Annotated in this window: 15 protein-coding genes and 1 tRNA gene; 10 read left to right on the top strand and 6 right to left on the bottom strand. The window is 74.7% G+C overall.

Features of this window, described 5'->3' with window-relative positions; genetic code table 11:
* Window positions 1–19: 19 nt before the first annotated feature.
* Window positions 20–1,345: an isocitrate lyase gene (gene aceA / locus CELF_RS14280; RefSeq protein ID WP_013771978.1), complete on the bottom strand. Its 1,326-nt coding sequence runs from the start codon at window positions 1,343–1,345 to the stop codon at window positions 20–22.
* A 342-nt stretch (window positions 1,346–1,687) separates the two neighbouring features.
* Between aceA and CELF_RS14275 the strand changes: the two genes are divergently transcribed.
* From CELF_RS14275 to CELF_RS14260, 4 genes are all read left to right on the top strand, one after another.
* Entirely contained in the window at window positions 1,688–3,154 is a 1,467-nt protein-coding gene (locus tag CELF_RS14275; protein ID WP_013771977.1) for an XRE family transcriptional regulator, read from the top strand.
* 774 nt (window positions 3,155–3,928) lie between these two features.
* Complete coding sequence (locus CELF_RS14270; RefSeq protein ID WP_041553548.1) at window positions 3,929–4,318, top strand: hypothetical protein; 390 nt, start codon at window positions 3,929–3,931, stop codon at window positions 4,316–4,318.
* Between the two features lie 106 nt (window positions 4,319–4,424).
* Window positions 4,425–4,670, top strand: coding sequence for a hypothetical protein (locus CELF_RS14265; protein ID WP_013771976.1), 246 nt, complete (start codon window positions 4,425–4,427; stop codon window positions 4,668–4,670).
* A 349-nt stretch (window positions 4,671–5,019) separates the two neighbouring features.
* Window positions 5,020–5,883 carry an alpha/beta hydrolase gene (locus CELF_RS14260; RefSeq protein WP_013771975.1) on the top strand — a complete coding sequence of 288 codons (864 nt, stop codon included), beginning with the start codon at window positions 5,020–5,022 and terminating at the stop codon, window positions 5,881–5,883.
* A 100-nt stretch (window positions 5,884–5,983) separates the two neighbouring features.
* Here CELF_RS14260 and yidC read toward each other — a convergent pair whose 3' ends face one another.
* The 4 genes from yidC to CELF_RS14240 form a co-directional block, all read right to left on the bottom strand.
* On the bottom strand, window positions 5,984–6,790 hold the full coding sequence (gene yidC / locus CELF_RS14255; protein WP_013771974.1) for a membrane protein insertase YidC: 807 nt from the start codon (window positions 6,788–6,790) through the stop codon (window positions 5,984–5,986).
* Window positions 6,791–6,908: 118 nt separating this feature from the next.
* Entirely contained in the window at window positions 6,909–7,202 is a 294-nt protein-coding gene (locus CELF_RS14250; RefSeq protein WP_013771973.1) for a DUF6412 domain-containing protein, read from the bottom strand.
* A gap of 311 nt (window positions 7,203–7,513) precedes the next feature.
* Window positions 7,514–7,586 (bottom strand) — tRNA-Arg (locus tag CELF_RS14245).
* A gap of 53 nt (window positions 7,587–7,639) precedes the next feature.
* The gene (locus CELF_RS14240; protein WP_013771972.1) at window positions 7,640–8,293 is read right to left on the bottom strand and encodes a FadR/GntR family transcriptional regulator; all 654 of its coding nucleotides are present in this window, start codon (window positions 8,291–8,293) and stop codon (window positions 7,640–7,642) included.
* A 162-nt stretch (window positions 8,294–8,455) separates the two neighbouring features.
* Here CELF_RS14240 and argS point away from each other — a divergent pair, with 162 nt between their 5' ends.
* Together argS and lysA are read left to right on the top strand one after the other, a co-directional pair.
* On the top strand, window positions 8,456–10,138 hold the full coding sequence (gene argS, locus CELF_RS14235) for an arginine--tRNA ligase (RefSeq protein ID WP_013771971.1): 1,683 nt from the start codon (window positions 8,456–8,458) through the stop codon (window positions 10,136–10,138).
* Window positions 10,135–11,580 (top strand): diaminopimelate decarboxylase, encoded by a 1,446-nt coding sequence (gene lysA / locus CELF_RS14230; protein WP_013771970.1) that lies wholly within the window; start codon window positions 10,135–10,137, stop codon window positions 11,578–11,580. Before argS ends, lysA begins: the two co-directional genes overlap by 4 nt.
* Before the next feature lie 75 nt (window positions 11,581–11,655).
* On the opposite strand, the gene CELF_RS14225 is transcribed toward lysA, so the two are convergent.
* A complete protein-coding gene (locus CELF_RS14225) occupies window positions 11,656–12,312 on the bottom strand; it encodes a biliverdin-producing heme oxygenase (RefSeq protein ID WP_013771969.1) in 657 nt (218 codons plus the stop codon).
* 231 nt (window positions 12,313–12,543) lie between these two features.
* Between CELF_RS14225 and CELF_RS14220 the strand changes: the two genes are divergently transcribed.
* The 4 genes from CELF_RS14220 to rho all read left to right on the top strand — a co-directional run bounded on the left by CELF_RS14220 (window position 12,544) and on the right by rho (window position 18,384).
* A complete protein-coding gene (locus CELF_RS14220; protein ID WP_013771968.1) occupies window positions 12,544–13,872 on the top strand; it encodes a homoserine dehydrogenase in 1,329 nt (442 codons plus the stop codon).
* Window positions 13,872–14,963, top strand: a complete 1,092-nt coding sequence (gene thrC, locus CELF_RS14215) for a threonine synthase (RefSeq protein WP_013771967.1) — start codon at window positions 13,872–13,874, stop codon at window positions 14,961–14,963. The genes CELF_RS14220 and thrC overlap by 1 nt, the downstream gene beginning before the upstream one ends.
* A 7-nt stretch (window positions 14,964–14,970) precedes the next feature.
* Entirely contained in the window at window positions 14,971–15,969 is a 999-nt protein-coding gene (thrB, locus tag CELF_RS14210) for a homoserine kinase (protein WP_013771966.1), read from the top strand.
* Window positions 15,970–16,245: 276 nt separating this feature from the next.
* A complete protein-coding gene (gene rho, locus CELF_RS14205) occupies window positions 16,246–18,384 on the top strand; it encodes a transcription termination factor Rho (RefSeq protein WP_041553546.1) in 2,139 nt (712 codons plus the stop codon).
* Window positions 18,385–18,463: the final 79 nt, after the last annotated feature.

The raw sequence follows: 18,463 nt of genomic DNA, 5'->3' as shown, positions 1-18,463 counted from the left end.
GCCGCGGGGTCGGTCGGGGTCAGTGGGTGAACTGGGCCGTCTCGGTGGAGCCGGCGAGCGCGAGGGTCGAGGCGTCGGGGGTGATCGCGGTGGCGACCCGGTCGAAGTACCCGGTCCCGACCTCGCGCTGGTGGCGGGTGGCGGTGTAGCCCGCGGCCTCGGCCGCGATCTCGGCCTGCTGGAGCTCGACGTACGCACTCATGCCGCGCTCGGCGTAGCCCCGGGCCAGGTCGAACATCGAGTGGTTGAGCGCGTGGAAGCCCGCGAGCGTGACGAACTGGAACGCGTACCCGTACCCGGCGAGCTCGCGCTGGAACCGCGCGATCTGCGTGTCGTCGAGGTGCTTGCGCCACAGGAACGACGGCGAGCAGTTGTACGCGAGCAGCTTGCCGGGGTGCTTGTCGTGGATCCGCTCCGCGAACTCGATCGCGAGCGCCAGGTCGGGCGTCGACGTCTCGACCCACAGCAGGTCCGCGAACGGCGCGTACGCGTCGGCGCGGGCGACCACCGCGTCGAGACCGGGCCGCACGCGGTGGTAGCCCTCGGGCGTGCGCTCGCCCGTGAGGAACGGGTGGTCGCGCTCGTCGGCGTCGCTCGTCAGGAGGTCCGCGCCCAGGGCGTCGGTGCGCGCGACGATCACCGTCGGGACGTCCGCCACGTCGGCCGCGAGCCGCGCCGCCGAGAGCGTGCGGACGTGCTGGCTGGTCGGGACGAGGACCTTGCCGCCCAGGTGGCCGCACTTCTTCTCCGCCGCGAGCTGGTCCTCCCAGTGCACGCCCGCGGCGCCGGCCGTGATCATCGCGAGCATGAGCTCGTAGGCGTTGAGCGGGCCGCCGAACCCGGCCTCCGCGTCCGCGACGACGGGGACCAGCCAGTCGCGCGACGCCGTGCCGTGCTCCGCGACCTCGACCTGGTCCGCGCGCAGCAGCGCGTTGTTGATGCGACGCACGACGGCCGGCACCGAGTTGACCGGGTACAGGCTCTGGTCCGGGTACGTCTGGCCGGACAGGTTCGCGTCGGCGGCCACCTGCCACCCGGACAGGTAGATCGCCTCCAGCCCCGCGCGGACCTGCTGCACGGCCTGGTTGCCCGTCAGCGCACCGAGCGCCGGCACGTGCGTGCGCTGGTGCAGCAGCTCCCACAGCCGCCGCGCTCCCCGCCGGGCGAGGGTGTGCTCCTCGCCGACCGAGCCCCGCAGCGCCACGACGTCCTGCGCGGTGTGGGTCCGGCGGAGGCCGGACCAGCGCGGGTCGGTCGCCCAGGCCGCCGCGAGGTCGGCCGCGCTCTGGGTGCGGTCGCCGGGCAGCGTCGGGGTCGTGCGGGTCGGGTCGGTGGCGGTGCTCATCGGATCCTCCTGGTCGACCGTGTGCGGTCGGTCGTGGTGCGGGCGGTGCCTGTGGTGCGGGCCGCCGACCGGTCCAGCCGACGACGGCCCCGCACCACCACCGTGGGCCCTGCGACAGCCGGCGCGCCGGTCGGACGCCTGTGAACTTCCGGACTTCTTCCGACGACCGGAAGCGGGGCCGTACCGGGCCGTCCCGTGCGGGCGGGGACGGTCGATGGGCGAAGAACCGAGGTAGAGCGGGACGCTCGCCCCGAGCGACCGATCGTGGGATCGCGCCCACAGCAGAAGGATCCGCTTCCTTCTCCTGGACGGAACGTCGCGCGGCTGGCACGGTGGGTGGTCATGACGACGACGTCGCCCCGTCCCGCCGCACCCGCGCCCAGCCCGGACACGCTGGTCCTCGGCCGGCGCATCCGGCACCTGCGCACCGGACGGGGCATGACCCTCGAGGACCTCGGCCGTGCGATCGGTCGCGCGCCCTCCCAGGTGTCCATGCTCGAGAACGGGCACCGCGAGCCGCGGGTCGGCGTGCTCGCCGCCGTCGCCGACGCCCTCGGGGTCCCGGTCGCGGAGCTGCTGCGCCCCGAGCCGCCGACGCGCCGGGCCGCCCTGGAGGTCGAGCTCGAGCGCGCGCAGCGCGGGCCGCTGTTCGCGTCGCTCCACATCCCCGAGGTCAAGGTCGGCCGCTCGCTGCCGACCGACGCGCTCGAGGCGCTCGTCCGGCTCCAGGCCGAGGTGCAGCGGCTGCTCACCGAGAACGCCGCGACCCCCGAGGAGGCACGCCGGGCCAACGCGGAGCTGCGCGCCCGGATGCGGGCGCAGGACAACTACTTCCCCGAGCTGGAGGAGCACGCCCGGACGCTGCTCGACGCGATCGGCCACGCCGGCGGGCCGCTGTCGCAGCGCGCGACGGCCGACATCGCCGCGCACCTCGGCTTCTCGCTGCACTACGTGCCCGACCTGCCGCACTCCACGCGCACGGTGACCGACCTCGCGCACGGCCGGATCTACCTGCCGCAGGGCAACGCCGGGGCGAGCGACGGCCGCTCCCCGCTGCTGCAGGCGCTCGCGAGCCACGTGCTCGGGCACGCCGAGCCGACGAGCTATGGCGACTTCCTGCGCCAGCGCGTCGAGGCGAACTACATGGCCGCGGCGCTCATGCTCCCCGAGGACGGGGCGGTCGCGTTCCTGCAGGCCGCGAAGGCCGAGCGGCGGCTGTCCGTCGAGGACCTGCGCGACGCGTTCGCCGTGCCCTACGAGACCGCCGCGCACCGCTTCACCAACCTCGCGACGCGGCACCTCGGCATCCCGGTGCACTTCATGAAGGTCCACGAGGGCGGCACGCTGCACAAGGCGTACGAGAACGACGGCGTCGTGTTCCCCTCCGACCCGCTGGGCGCGATCGAGGGGCAGCCGGTGTGCCGGCACTGGACGGCGCGCGTCGTGTTCACCCTCGCCGACCGGTTCACGCCGTACTACCAGTACACGGACACCTCGTCCGGCACGTACTGGTGCACCTCGCGCGTGCAGCCGTCGTCGCAGGGTGCGTTCTCCGTGAGCGTCGGCGTGCCGTTCGCGCACGTGCGCTGGTTCCGCGGCCGCGAGACGACCGAGCGCGCGCAGAGCCGCTGCCCCGACCCCGCGTGCTGCCGCCAGGCGCCCGGCGACCTCGCCGCGCGGTGGAGCGACCAGGCGCGGCCGTCGGCCCGGCCGCACGCGTCGCTCCTCGCGGCGCTGCCCGTGGGCGCCTACCCGGGCGTCGACACCACCGAGGTGTACCGGTTCCTCGACCGGCACGCGCCCGCCTGAGCCGCGGGCCACCGTCCGGGCACGGGGCGCCCTCAGTCGCGCACGCGCTCCAGCCACGACGCCGCGAGGCTCTCGTCCTCCAGGTCGAGCTCGCGCATCATCCGCCGCACGACCGCCTCGTCGAGCTCACCCGCGTCGCGCCGCTGCATGAGCACCTCCCGCTGCGCGGCGACGATGTCACGCCGGAACCGGGTGACGCCGGCATCAACAGCTCGATCGGTTCTCAGTGGAAGGACTGCGCGCGTGCGGTGCTCGGGCCAGAGATGGACGATGCTCCGGAGCTGGCGGGGATCGACCCCGAAGCACCTCGGCGACGTACGGATGAACGTCGTCCTGAACCTCGAGGACAAGGACGTGGCGACGACCCTGCCATGACCGGGACAGGGAGTTCATGTCCCACAAGTTCGGCCCGAACGGCGACCAGGTGGAGGCATTCCTCGACGAGGTCCGGACGCAGCCCGTCGACTGCGCGGGCGCACCTCGCCGACCAGCACCCCCTGCACGGACCGGACCAGGTCGCGGGCGGCAACCCGGCACAGTTCACCGGGACGGGGGCCGGCCGGTCAACAGCTCCATCGGCTCGCAGCGGGAGGATCGCGCGCCGATCCTCGGTGCGAGGATGAGGGCGGCGCTCCGCGCGGCGGGCATCGACACCGCGCACCTCGGCGACGTCAGGATGAACGTACGACTGACGCTGAACGACCAGGTGACGGGCGCCGCGGGAGCACCGCTGCGGCTCGGCCCGCCCCTCAGTGAGAGAAGGTCGAGGAAGGCATGGCCAGCAGGTTCGGTCCGAACGGCGACCGGGTGGAGGCGTGCCTGGACGACCTCCGGACGACGGGCGTCGACTGGCGCGAGTTCGTCGAGTCCACCGCGGACGACACCGTCGTGGACGCGGTGGAGGCCGTCGGCTACTCGAAGTGGCCGGTCGCGATCCAGAGCGCGACGTTCAAGGCCGCGACCGACGCCTTCGCGTCCCTCGGGCTGACGGCTGCCGACCTGCCGGGGCCGCTCGATCTCGCCGAGGTGCGCAACATGATCGTCACGGCGGCGAAGGTGCTCGCGCTCGGGGACGCGATCCCGGCCGACCACCGCACGGCGATCCTGCGCCCGTTCGCCGACGTGGGGCTCGACTCGGCGCGAGCGGCGATCGCCGACGCGTGAGCCGCGGTGCCTGCGCGAACTCCGTCGGGGCAGTGCCCGTCCGGCTCGACGGCCCTGCCCGACGTCGACGGTAGACGCGACGTGGCCCGTCGCAGTCCAGAGCGCGGTGTTCAAGGCGGCGACGGATGCCTTCGCGTCGCACGGGCGGGATCGTGCGGACGTCCCAGCTCCGCTCGGCCTGAGCCGCGTGCGCGACCTCGTCGCGGTAGCCGCCAAGGTGATCGCCGTCGGGGACAAGGTTCCCGCGCACGACGCGGCGACCATCCTTCGCCCCTTCGCCGAGGTCGGCATCAGCGCGGCGCGTGCGGTCATGGAGTCGCGAGCCCGACCCTCCGCCGACACGGTGCACTGAGGTCTGCGCGTCGTGCCGGGTGTGCGGGGCAAGGTCCCCGGACGTGTGCCCAGCCGGTAGGAGAGCGTGATGTTGCAGACGGACGTCATCGCGGCGGCGATGGTGATCGCTGCCGGCGAGTGAGTGCCGGACGACGTGCGGCGCGTCGTCCTCGGCCCGTTAGCGAACGCCGGCTTCGTCGCTCCGGCGCGGCCGCTCGCAAGGTGAACGACAACGCGTTCTCGACGTCATGCACGACCGCGGTCACCCGGCGCAATGCCGGTGGCGCGCTCGTCGGCTGGGGAGCAGTACGGCTGAACCGTCGGGAAAGCGTTCGCCCTGGTCACCGGCGCGGGACGATGCTGAGCCCATGACCGCCCTCAGGATCACGAGCATCGACGGCACCGCCCCGCACGGGCACGGCGTGGTCTGGATGAACGTCCCGTACGCCGAGGCGTCCGACCGCACGCTGCACGTGCAGGTCGTCTGGCCCCCGATCGCGGACTGGTCCAGCCCGCAGGTGTACCCGACGGTCGTGTTCGTGCAGGGCTCGGGCTGGGGTCGGCAGGAGCTGGGCCAGTGGCTGCTCCCGCTCGCGCAGCTCGCCCGGCGCGGGTATGTCGTGGCGGTCGTCGAGCACCGGCCGAGCGACGTCGCACCGTTCCCGGCACAGGTCGAGGACGTCCGGTCCGCGGTGCGGTTCCTGCGTGCCCACGCGGACCGGGTCCGCGTCGACCCGGGCCGCGTCGCGCTGTGGGGCGACTCCAGCGGCGGGCACCTGGTGCTGCTCACGGCGGTCACCGACGGCATGGCGGGGGCGCCCGGGGTCCACGACGACGAGCCGCTCGACGTCCGTGCGGTGGTCGACTTCTACGGCCCGAGCGACCTCGCGCGGATGCCCGAGGACCCGGCCTGCGTGCAGCTGCTCGGCGGCGTCGACCCGCGTCGGCACGCGGAGGCCGCGGCACCGGCCGCCGTCGCCACGCACGTCCGCCCCGTCGCCGAGCACCCGTTGCCGCCCATGCTCGTCGTGCACGGCAGCGACGACGAGGTCGTGCCCTTCGAGCAGAGCGTCCTGCTGGCCGAGTCGCTGCTCGCCGCGGGGCAGCCGGTCGAGCTCGTCCGCCTCGAGGGGGCGGGCCACGGCGCGGGTGCGTTCTTCGGGGACGCCGTGATGGACGTCGTCGACCGTTTCCTCCGTCGCCACCTCCTGGACCGCCGCGACCAACCATGACGTGCCGCTGAGGGGTAGCGGGACGTGGCGCGACGGCGAGTCCGTCGAGAAGCGCGGTGCCGGGCCCGCCCGCGAGGTGGGTCCTCGCGGACGGCCGTGTTCAGGCAGGCGTGGTCGAGTCGGCGAGCGGGTACCGACGACGCAGCAGCAGGCGCTGCGCGAACGTCCACCACACCGTGACGAGCAGGTACAGCCCGGCCGCCAGCGGGACGAAGCAGGCCACGACCGCGGACGCGAACTGCATCGCGCCGAGCACGCGCTGGACGCCCGCCCCCGCCAGCGGCGCCGCGCCACCCGGCCCCGCACCGGCACCGGCCGTGACGGGAGGCGCGGCGGGCGCGAGACGGCCGCCAGGAGCGACGGCTCGACGGGTGAGCTCCCCGACGACCGCGATCACGAGCACGACGAGCCCGAGCACGACGAGGACCGACGCCGAGGTGGTGCCGCCGGTGAGGGCCCCGGCGAGGGTCGAGCCGAGGGGCACGCCGGCCAGCGTCTGCCCGAGCAGCGCGTTGCCGTGGTCGGCGATCCGGGTGTGGACGAAGACGGCGTAGATCAGCCCGACGACCGGTGCCTGCGCGAGCATCGGCAGGCACCCGGCGAGCGGCGTCGTGCCCTCGTCGGCGTACAGCTGCATCGTCGCGCGCTGGAGCTCCTGCGGGTCGTGACGGTGCCGCCGCTGCAGCGCGGCGATCCGGGGTGCGAGGCGGGCCCGGGTGGCCTCGGCCTTCGCCTGCGACACCCCGACGGGGATCAGCGCGGCACGCACGAGGAGGGTCACGAGGACGACGGCGAGCGCGGCGGACGCCCCGCCGGCGAGCGGTTCGAGCAGGTCGGTCAGGCCCATGAGGGCGCGGTAGGCGGCGTCGAGCGCGGTGGCGACAAGGGGCAGGGCGAACAGGTCCATGGGTGGGTTCCTCGGTCGAACGGCAGGGGTACGCGTTCGCCGACCGACCCCGGGTACGCAGGGACGCCGAGAGCGTCGCGCGGTGGTGCGCGGTGCGTGCGGACTGCGGCGGGGTGGGTCAGCCGAGGAGGAGACCGGGTGCCCGAGGGCGGGGCCGACCCGGGGCGTCCGGGTCGCTCTGGGTGACGGGCGGGCGCACGGTGAGCGCGTGGCGCCGCCTGCCGGCCGGGGCGGAAGCCACGTCGACGACGACGGCCCGGGCGCTGCGCGCGACGAGGGCCAGGGCCACGGCGGCGAGCGTCGTGGCGCCCAGCAGCACGAGGGTCGTGGTGAACGTCTGCCCCGCGAGCATCAGCGCGAGGAACGTGGACGCGTCGCGCAGGGGCGCGAGCGTCAGCAGGACGTCACCCACGGCGCCCTCCCCTCGACGTCACCGACGTTCCGGGCACAGGCTACCCGCGCGGTCGCGGACGGCGCCTGACCGGCCTTCCGGGGGCGGCGACGCCCTTCTTCTAGACACGAACCCGCGGCACGCTTCGCCAGCTACGTCGACCGCGAGCTGGGACCACGGTTCAGACTGCCGGCTGGGGACGAGTGAGTGCCGTACGTCGAGCTGGAACCCGAGGAGGTCGGCGCCCTCGGTGCGTAGACCGGGATCGACCGGACGACGTGGCCTCACGACGAAGGCCGCGGTGCGGCTGTCAGCACCACGGCCCTGCGAGGTGCGCCCGATAGGATTCGAACCTACGACCTTCTGCTCCGGAGGCAGACGCTCTATCCACTGAGCTACGGGCGCATGACCGGCACGCGGGCGTGCCTGTCAGGAAGCGAGCGTCAGCGTATCAGCCGTCACGGCTCGCCCAGCAACGCGGACAGGTAGCCGGACGTCTCGGCGACGGCCCGCTGCTCGTCGCCCGCGACGATCGCGTCGACGAGGCCGTCGTGCGAGTCGTGGCCGTGCGCGTCGGTGACGAAGTTGAACCGGATGTTCTCGCCGATGGCGTCGATGAGGTTCTCGTACAGCGACGTGAGGACGGGGTTGGCGGCGGTGCGCACGATGACGCGGTGCAGCGCGAGGTCGGTCACCACCATGGCGTCGATGTCCCCGGCGCGGTAGGCGACGGCGCGCGCGTCGCGGGCGTCGAGCAGCGGGGCGACGTCGGTGGCGGTGCGGCGGCGGGCGGCCAGCCGGGCGGCCTCGACCTCGAGCGCACGGCGGACCTCGACGACGTCGCGCTGCCGGGCCTCGGCGATGTGCCGGCCCATGGTGACGGCCATCTCGGAGGACGACAGCACGTAGGTCCCGGAGCCCTGGCGTCTCTCCAGCAGCCCGGCGTGCACGAGGGACTGGACCGCTTCACGGACGGTGTTGCGGCCGACGCCGAGCAGGTCGACGAGCGCCGGCTCGGGTGGGATGCGGGAGCCGACGGGCCACTCGCCGGCGGTGATGCGGCTGCGGAGTGCCTCGACGGCGGTGTCGATGAGTCCGGGGCGTCGCGCCATCCCTCAGGTTCCCTGTCCAGGCATGCGCGCAGTCAACACCGCCCGGCGCGCCCCGCGCCACCGTCCGGCCTGGTCGGCGTGCCGCGTCGAGGCCGCGATCTGCCCGGGCGGCCGAGCCCGACGTCGCGTCGGCCCCCGACGGCCGTCCCCTACCCTGGACGCGTGACTCCTGCCCAGCTCTCCGAGGCCCTGCGGGCCGCTCTCGTGCACGCCGTCGACGACGGCACGTTCGCCCTCGACCCGGCCGCGATCCCGGCCACGGTGCACCTCGAGCGACCCCGGCAGCGCGAGCACGGCGACTGGGCGACGAACGTCGCGATGCAGCTCGCGAAGAAGGCGGGGACGAACCCGCGGGCGTTCGCGGAGGAGCTCGCGCGCCGCCTCAAGGAGACGTCGGGCGTCGCGTCGGTCGAGGTCGCCGGCCCGGGCTTCCTCAACATCCGGCTGGACGCGGCCGCGGCCGGCGAGCTCGCGCGCTCGATCGTCGAGCAGGGCGGCGAGTACGGCCGCAACGACACGCTCGCGGGCGTGCGGCTCAACCTCGAGTTCGTGTCGGCGAACCCGACCGGGCCGCTGCACATCGGTGGCGTGCGCTGGGCGGCCGTCGGGGACAGCCTCGCGCGCGTGCTGCAGGCGTCGGGCGCCGACGTCGCGCGCGAGTACTACTTCAACGACCACGGCGCTCAGATCGACCGGTTCGCGCGCTCGCTCGTCGCCCGCGCCCTCAGCGAGGACGCCCCCGAGGACGGGTACGGCGGCTCGTACATCACCGAGATCGCCGAGCAGGTCGTCGCCGACGCGCTCGCGGCGGGCGAGCCCGACCCGCGCACGCTGCCCCGTGACGAGGCGACCGAGGCGTTCCGCGCGCGCGGCGTCGAGCTGATGTTCGCCGAGATCAAGCAGTCGCTGCACGACTTCGGCGTCGACTTCGACGTGTACTTCCACGAGGACTCGCTGCACGAGTCGGGTGCCGTCGAGCACGCGGTCGAGCGGCTGCGCGCGGGCGGCCATGTCTTCGAGCAGGACGGCGCGGTGTGGCTGCGCACGACGGACTTCGGCGACGACAAGGACCGCGTCGTCATCAAGTCCGACGGCGAGGGCGCGTACATCTCGGGCGACATCGCGTACTACCTCGACAAGCGCGAGCGCGGGTTCGACCGCGTCATCCTCATGCTCGGGGCCGACCACCACGGGTACGTGGGCCGGATGATGGCGGTCTGCGCGGCGTTCGGGGACACCCCGCACGTCAACCTCGAGATCCTCATCGGGCAGATGGTCAACCTGGTGAAGGACGGCGAGCCGGTGCGCATGTCGAAGCGCGCGGGCACGGTCCTGACGATCGACGACCTGGTCGACGCGGTCGGCGTCGACGCGGCCCGCTACTCGCTCGCGCGCTCGTCGGCGGACTCGACGATCGACCTCGACCTCGACCTGCTCGCGTCCGCGAAGAACGAGAACCCCGTCTTCTACGTGCAGTACGCGCACGCCCGCACCGCGAGCATCGGCCGCAACGCCGTCGACGCCGGGGTCCGCAAGGAGGACGGCTTCGACGCGTCCCTGCTCGACCACGAGTCGGAGGCCGTGCTGCTCGGGCAGCTCGCGGAGTTCCCGCGGATCGTCGCGCAGGCGGCAGAGCTGCGGGAGCCGCACCGCGTCGCGCGGTACCTCGAGGACCTCGCCGGCACGTTCCACAAGTGGTACGACGCCAAGCGCCGGGTCGTGCCGTTCGGCGACGAGCCGGTCGACGACGGCCACCGCACGCGCCTGTGGCTCGTCGACGCGACGCGCCAGGTCCTCGCGAACGGCCTGGGCCTGCTCGGCGTGAGCGCGCCGGAGCGCATGTGACCACGGCACCCGGCTCGGCATCCGGCTCGGCGGTCGGCTCGGCGGTCGGCGTGACGACGATCCCCGGCGAGCCCTGGTCCACGGGCGTCGAGCGCGGGGCCGACGGCGCCGTACGCGTCGCGGGCGTCGACGTGCGCGCGCTCGCGGCCGAGCACGGCACCCCGGCGTACGTGCTCGACGAGCAGGACCTGCGGACCCGCGCGCGCACCTACCGGCGCGCGTTCACGGAGGCCTTCGCCGAGATCGGTGCGGGCGTCGACGTGTACTACGCGGGCAAGGCCTTCCTGTCGGTCGCGGTCGCCCGCTGGGTGCACGAGGAGGGCCTGCGCGTCGACACCGCGTCGGGCGGCGAGCTCGCGGTCGCGCTGCGCGCGGGCGTCCCGGGCGCGGAGATCGGCCTGCACGGGAACAACAAGTCGGACGGGGAGATCGCGGCGGCGCTCGACGCGGGCGTCGGGCGGATCATCGTCGACTCGCTCGTGGAGATCGAGCGCGTCGCCGACGCGGTCGCGGCACGCGGGGGAGCGCCCGCGCCCGTGATGGTGCGCGTGACGACGGGGGTGCACGCGGGCGGCCACGAGTACATCTCGACGGCCCACGAGGACCAGAAGTTCGGCCTCTCGCTGGCCCCGTCCCGCGGCACCGCGGACACCGTCGCGGCGGCCGACGACGACAGCCCGGCCATGACCGCGCTGCTCGCGGTGGTCGCGCGCCCGGAGCTGCGGCTGCTCGGCATCCACTCGCACATCGGCTCGCAGATCCTCGACCCGTCGGGCTTCGCGGTCGCGGCGCGCGCGGTGCTGGCGCTGCGGGCGCGGCTCGCGGCCCGCACGGGCGTCCTCGTCGAGGAGGTCGACCTCGGCGGCGGGTACGGCATCGCGTACCTGCCGGGTGAGGTCGCGCTCGACGCGGACCGCATCGCCAAGGAGGTCGCCGCGTCGGTCGAGCGCAGCGCGGCGGAGGTCGGCACGGACCTGCCGCGGTTCTCGATCGAGCCGGGCCGCGCGATCGTCGGGCCGGCGGGCCTGACGCTCTACTCGGTCGGCACCGTCAAGCCCGTGCGGCTCGACGAGGGGCGGACGCGTCTGTACGTGTCGGTCGACGGCGGCATGAGCGACAACATCCGTCCCGCGCTGTACGGCGCGCAGTACCACGCGGAGGTCGTCGGCCGGCTGTCGACGGCGGAGCCCGTGCTGGCGCGCGTCGTGGGCAAGCACTGCGAGAGCGGCGACATCGTCGTGCACGAGGTGCACCTGCCGGGCGACGTGCGTGCGGGTGACCTGCTCGCGGTCGCCGCGACGGGCGCGTACGGACGATCCATGGCGTCGAACTACAACCTGCTGACGCGTCCGCCGGTCGTGGCGGTCCGGGAGGGTGCGTCGCGCGTGCTCGTCCGCCGCGAGACGGTCGACGACCTGCTCGCGCTCGACACCGACGCCTGACCCGGCGCCTCGCGCCGGCCTCGGCGGGCTGCCCGCGCGTGGGGGCCGGGCTCGATGCGTCCGGGATGCCTCGGGTCAGCGCACGTGCACGGCGGCCAGGTCGGTGAACATCGCCTGGTTGAGCCGGAACGCGACGCGCGCCTCGTCGACGACCTCCGCCCGCTGCGCGGGGGACAGGTCGAGCGCGTCGAGCCGCTCGCGGTACACGTCCTTGAACGGCTTGAGCCGGTGGATCTGCGGGAAGTCGTAGAACGACAGCCCCGCCTGCAGCCCGTAGTGCCGCTGGATCATGCGCTGCAGCACCTGCCCGCCGGACAGGTCGCCGAGGTAGCGCGTGTAGGCGTGCGCGGCGTAGCCCGGCAGGTCGGCGGTGACCGTGCGCAGCCGCTCGACGTACGCGACCGTGGCGGGCAGCGTCCGGACCGCCTCGCGCCACGTGGGCCCGTAGAGGTGGGCGAGGTCGGCCTCGATCGCCGGGACGCGCCGCAGCTCGTCGAACACCAGCCCGTGGTCGTCCCCGGCGGCGCGCAGCGCGTGGCCCGCGGCCTCGAGCGCGGTGTAGACCGCGAGCTGCTGCGCGGCGAGGTCCGCGTAGGCGGCGACGTCGAGACGCCCGCCGACGAGGTGCTCGACGAAGGGCGAGCGCTCGGCGCTCTCGTGGGCCTCGCGCGTCCCGGCGCGCAGCGCTGCCGAGAGCGGGGCGAGCGCGTGCTCGTCGGTCGTCGTGCTCATGCGGGCTCCTCGCGAGGGTGCTGACGCGGTGTCAGCACCACGCACGGTACGGACGCTAACCCGGGTGAGGCACGCCTCACCAGACGCGCGTCCAGCACGTGGTCGGGCCGAGCCCTGGACGGGCTCCCCGCCGCGCCTGCGCCCCCCTCTATCCTGGGCCGCGTCACCGCCCTGCTGCCGGCCGCCGCCGTGCGCGGCAGGTGGCACCCGCCGAACCGGAAGGCCGTTCCCGTGGTCCTGTCGCCCGACCCCCGTCCGTCCCTGCGCGTCGCCGTCCTCGGCTGCGGCGTCGTCGGCACGGAGGTCGTGCGGCTCCTGACGACGCAGGCCGACGACCTGGCGGCCCGGGTGGGGGCCCGCCTCGAGCTCGTCGGCGTGGCCGTGCGCGACGTCGACGTCGAGCGCGACCCGGTCGTCGACCGCGCGCTGCTCACGGCCGACGGCACGACCCTCGTCGAGAAGGCGGACGTCGTCGTCGAGGTCATGGGCGGCATCGAGCCCGCCCGGTCGCTGCTGCTGCACGCGATCGAGCACGGCGCGTCCGTCGTCACCGCGAACAAGGCGCTGCTCGCGCAGGACGGCCCCACGCTCTACGCCGCGGCCGACGCCGCCGGCACCGACCTCTACTTCGAGGCGGCCGTCGCGGGCGCGATCCCGATCGTCCGTCCCGTGCGCGAGTCGCTCGCGGGCGACCACGTCCGGCGCGTGCTCGGCATCGTCAACGGGACCACGAACTACGTGCTCGACCGCATGACGACCGAGGGCCTCGACCTCGACCAGGCGGTCAAGGAGGCGCAGGCGCTCGGCTACGCGGAGGCCGACCCGACCGCCGACGTCGAGGGCTACGACGCCGCCGCGAAGGCCGCGATCCTCGCCTCCCTCGCCTTCCACACCCGGGTCGGGCTCGACGACGTGCACCGCGAGGGGATCACCGCGGTCACGGCGGACGACGTCGCGTGGGCGCAGCGCACCGGCCACGTCATCAAGCTGCTCGCGATCGCCGAGCGCGGCGAGGACGCCGACGGCACGTCCGGCGTGCAGGTCCGGGTGCACCCGGCGCTCATCCGAGCGGACCACCCGCTCGCGGGCGTGCGCGGCGCGTTCAACGCGGTGTTCGTCGAGGCGGAGGCCGCGGGCGAGCTCATGTTCTACGGCCGCGGCGCGGGCGGCGTGCCCACGGCGTCGGCGGTCCTCGGCGACGTCGTGTCGGTCGCCCGGCACCGGGTGCTCGGCGGCAGGGGACCGGTCGAGTCGTCCTACGCGGCGCTGCCGGTGCTGCCCGCGGCCGCCGCGCGCACGCGCTACCAGGTGCGGCTCGAGGTCGCGGACCGCCCCGGCGTGCTCGCGCAGGTCGCGTCCGCGCTCGCCGAGCACGACGTCTCGATCGAGGCCGTCCGGCAGAGCCCCGACGGCGACGCGACCGCGGACCCGGCCGTCGCGCACCTTGTCATCACCACGCACACCGCCCCCGACGCCTCCCTGCGCGCCACCGTCGAGGCCGTCGCCGGCCTCGACGTGGTCCGCAGCATCGTGTCCGTCCTGCGAGTCGAAGGAGCCTGATGGCCCACCAGTGGCGCGGCGTCATCGCCGAGTACGCCGACCGACTGCCCGCCCACGTCCAGGAGACGGTCGTCACGCTGGGGGAGGGCGGCACGCCCCTGATCCCGGCCCCGGCGCTGTCCGAGCGCTCGGGCGCGGACGTGTACGTGAAGTTCGAGGGCATGAACCCCACGGGCTCCTTCAAGGACCGCGGCATGACGACCGCGATCTCCGCGTCGGCCGCGCGCGGCGCGAAGGCGGTCGTGTGCGCGTCGACGGGCAACACGTCCGCGTCCGCCGCCGCGTACGCCACGCGCGCCGGCATGGTGTGCGCGGTGCTCGTGCCCGACGGCAAGATCGCCATGGGCAAGCTCTCCCAGGCGATCGCGCACGGGGCCAGGCTCCTGCAGGTGGACGGCAACTTCGACGACTGCCTCGTCGCCGCACGCAAGCTGGCCGAGGCCTACCCCGTGGACCTCGTGAACTCCGTCAACCCCGACCGGATCGAGGGCCAGAAGACGGGTGCGTTCGAGATCGTCGACGCGCTCGGCGACGCCCCCGACATCCACGTGCTGCCCGTCGGGAACGCCGGCAACATCACCGCGTACTGGAAGGGCTACCGCGAGTACGCGGGCCTCGACGCGGGCGAGGCGCACGGTGCCGTCGCGACCCGGACGCCGGTCATGTGGGGCTTCCAGGCGGCGGGTGCCGCGCCGATCGTCCGGGGCTTCCCGATCGACCAGCCGGAGACGATCGCGACCGCGATCCGGATCGGCAACCCCGCGTCGTGGCAGCAGGCCGAGGACGCGCGCGACGTGTCGGGCGGCCTGATCGAGGCCGTCACCGACGAGCAGATCCTCGCCGCGCACCGCGTGCTGTCCGCGGAGGTCGGCGTCTTCGTCGAGCCGGCGTCGGCCGCCGGTGTCGCGGGCCTGCTCATGCTCGCCGAGCAGGGCCGGGTGCCCGCGGGCGCCCGGATCGCGATCACGGTGACAGGGCACGGCCTCAAGGACCCGCAGTGGGCGCTCAGGACGCCCGAGGGCCACGACGTCGAGCCCGTACGGGTGTCCGCGGACGTCGTGTCCATCGCGTCCGCGCTCGGCCTGGACTGAGGCCGCGATGCGGCTGGGGGCGGACCACGTCCGCGTCCGCGTCCCCGCGACGAGCGCGAACCTCGGCCCGGGGTTCGACGCGCTGGGCGTCGCGCTGACGCTGCACGACGAGGTCGAGGTGCGGGCGCTCGGGACGTCGGGCGTGACCGTCGAGGTCACGGGCGAGGGCGCCGGCGAGGTGCCGGACGACGAGAGCCACCTGGTCGTGCAGGCGCTGCGCACCGCGCTCGACCACGTCGGCGCGCCGCAGACGGGCCTGCACCTGACGTGCCGCAACGCGATCCCGCACGGCCGTGGCCTCGGCTCGTCGGCCGCTGCGGTCGTCGCCGGGATCGTCGCGGCCCGCGCGCTCGTCGCGGACCCCGCGGCGCTCGACGACGCCACGGCCCTGGCGCTCGCGACCGCGATGGAAGGGCACCCGGACAACGCGGCGCCCGCGCTGCTGGGCGGCGCGACCGTCGCGTGGACCGACGCCCGCACAGGGGCGGTCGACGCCGTGCGCGTCGCGGTGCACGACGACGTCGTGCCCGTGGCGGTCGTCCCTGCGACGCACCTGTCGACGAAGGCCGCGCGCGGCGTCCTGCCCGCGACCGTCCCGCACGGTGACGCCGCGTTCCAGGCCGGTCGCGCCGCGCTGCTCGTCGAGGCCCTGGGGCGCCGCCCCGACCTGCTGCTCGCGGCGACGGAGGACCGGCTGCACCAGGAGTACCGCCGCTCCGTCATGCGCGACTCGCTCGCCCTCGTGGACGTCCTGCGCGCGGCCGGCGTCGCGGCGGTGGTGTCCGGCGCCGGCCCGACGGTCCTCGCCCTCGCCCGGCGGGTGCACGACGGCCACGGTGCGGGGGGCGCCACGGGCACCGGCGCGCCGGCCACGGACGCGGACGAGGTGCTGCGCGCCGCGTTCGGCGGGGTGATGGGCGGCTGGCGCGTCGTGCGCCTGGCGGTGGACCTCGACGGAGCCCGCAGCGAGCGGCTCCCGGCGACGGCGGCCCGCTCGATCGGGTGAACGCGCGCGCGTGCCTCGAGGCGGGCCTGTGCCCGGACCGTCGGTGGTAGCATCGACGTGTTCCCCGGACCTCGTCCTCCGGCTCGGCCGTGCCGTTCTGCGCCGGGTACCTCCCCGCGAGTCGACACCCGGGAACGTTCCAGCCCACGCGCGCAGACGTCGCAGACGTCGTCGTACGCGCCGTGCCGCTCCACCGCACGTCCCGGTCGTCGGACCGGGACCCGGCCGCAGCCCCTCCCCGTGGGGCCGGCCACCGACGAGGGGGAAGGGTCCTTCGTGACAGACACCATCGATCCCGCCGTGACGACGACCGGCGGGTCCGCCCGCGGCGGCTCGATCACCGCGCTGCGCCTGCCCGAGCTGCAGGCGCTTGCCTCCGAGCTGGGGGTCAAGGGCACCTCGAAGATGCGCAAGGGCGACCTGGTCGAGGCCATCACGGCCGCCCGGGGCGCCGCCCGCACGCGTGCGCTCGACGAGCCGCGCCGCGCCGAGGCCGTCGCCGTCGCGGACGCGGCGCCCGTGCGCGAGCGCCGCCGCCGTGCGCCGCAGCCCGCGCAGGAGGGCGCCGCGCCGGCCGCGGCCGAGCCTTCGCCGGCCCAGCCGCGCGTCGAGGCCGAGCCCCGTGCCGAGCGGGCGGCGCGCACCGACCGTGAGCCGCGCGCCGACCGTGAGCCGCGCGCCGAGCGTGAGCCGCGCGCCGACAGTGAGCCGCGCACCGACAGCGAGCCGCGCGCCGGGCGTGAGTCCCGCACCGACCGTGAGCCCCGCACGGAGCGTGAGCCGCGCGCCGAACGTGAGCCGCGTGCCGACCGTGAGCCGCGTGCCGACCGTGAGCCGCGCCGCGACGAGGAGCAGCGTCCCCGCCAGGACGCGCTCGCCGGCCTGGAGGCCGCTCTCGACGCGCGCCTCGCACCCGCCGAGGCGCGCGACGACCGCGCGGCTCGCGGCGACGCGCAGGCCGAACGGCGCTCGCGCCGCGCCGGCCGCGGGCAGGGCGCTCCCGAGGAGCCCCGTCGCGGCGACGAGCCCGTGCAGCGTCCGCAGCCCGAGCAGGCGGGCCGAGGCCAGGGCGCACCGGCGCCGCAGGCCGAGGGCGTCCTCGACGACGACGAGCGCGGCGGCCGCCGCCGTCGCTCCCGCGACCGTTACCGCGACCGGGACCGCAAGCGCGGCCGCGGTCGCAGCGGTCAGCCCGAGGTCGCGGGCCTCGACGAGATCGAGGTCACCGAGGACGACGTCCTGCTGCCCGTCGCGGGCATCCTCGACGTGCTCGACTCCTACGCGTTCGTCCGCACGTCGGGCTACCTGCCGGGTGCGAACGACGTGTACGTCTCGCTCAGCCAGGTGAAGAAGGCCGGGCTGCGCCGCGGCGACGCGATCACGGGCGCGGTCCGCCAGCCCCGTGAGGGCGAGCAGGCGCCGCAGCAGGGCAACCGGCCGAGCAAGTTCAACGCGCTCGTGCGGCTCGACACGGTCAACGGCCTGTCGCCCGAGGAGGCGCGGCAGCGTCCCGAGTTCACCAAGCTCACGCCCCTGTACCCGCAGGAGCGGCTGCGCCTGGAGACCGAGCCGACGCGCCTGACGCCGCGCGTCATCGACATCGTCGCGCCCATCGGCAAGGGTCAGCGCGGCCTCATCGTCGCGCCGCCCAAGGCGGGCAAGACGATCATCATGCAGCAGATCGCGAACGCGATCTCCGCGAACAACCCCGAGGTCCACCTCATGGTCGTGCTCGTCGACGAGCGCCCCGAGGAGGTCACGGACATGGAGCGGACGGTCCGCGGCGAGGTCATCGCCTCGACGTTCGACCGTCCCGCCTCGGACCACACGATCGTCGCGGAGCTCGCGATCGAGCGGGCCAAGCGCCTGGTCGAGCTGGGCCAGGACGTCGTCGTGCTGCTGGACTCGCTGACCCGCCTGTCGCGCGCCTACAACCTGGCCGCGCCCGCGTCGGGCCGCATCCTGTCCGGCGGTGTCGACGCCTCGGCGCTGTACCCGCCGAAGAAGTTCTTCGGTGCGGCCCGCAACATCGAGAACGGCGGGTCGCTCACCATCCTGGCGTCGGCGCTCGTCGAGACCGGCTCCAAGATGGACGAGGTCATCTTCGAGGAGTTCAAGGGCACCGGGAACATGGAGCTGCGGCTCTCGCGGTCCCTGGCGGACAAGCGCATCTTCCCGGCGGTCGACGTCAACGCGTCGGGCACGCGCCGCGAGGAGATCCTCATGGCGCAGGACGAGCTCAAGATCGTCTACAAGCTGCGCCGGGTCATGGGTGCGCTCGACCAGCAGCAGGCGATCGAGCTGCTCGTCGGCAAGCTCCGCGAGACGAAGTCCAACGTCGAGTTCCTGCTCCAGGTGCAGAAGACGACCCCGGGCGGCACGCTCGGCGACGCCGAGGTCGGCCGCACGGTCTGACACCGCACGCCCCGACGGCCCCGCGCTCCCTCCGAGGGAGGCGGGGCCGTCGCGCGCGCGGGCCCGGCGGACCGTCGAC

Source organism: Cellulomonas fimi ATCC 484 (assembly GCF_000212695.1).
Taxonomy (GTDB): domain Bacteria; phylum Actinomycetota; class Actinomycetes; order Actinomycetales; family Cellulomonadaceae; genus Cellulomonas; species Cellulomonas fimi.
This window is presented reverse-complemented; position numbering and strand designations above follow the sequence as displayed.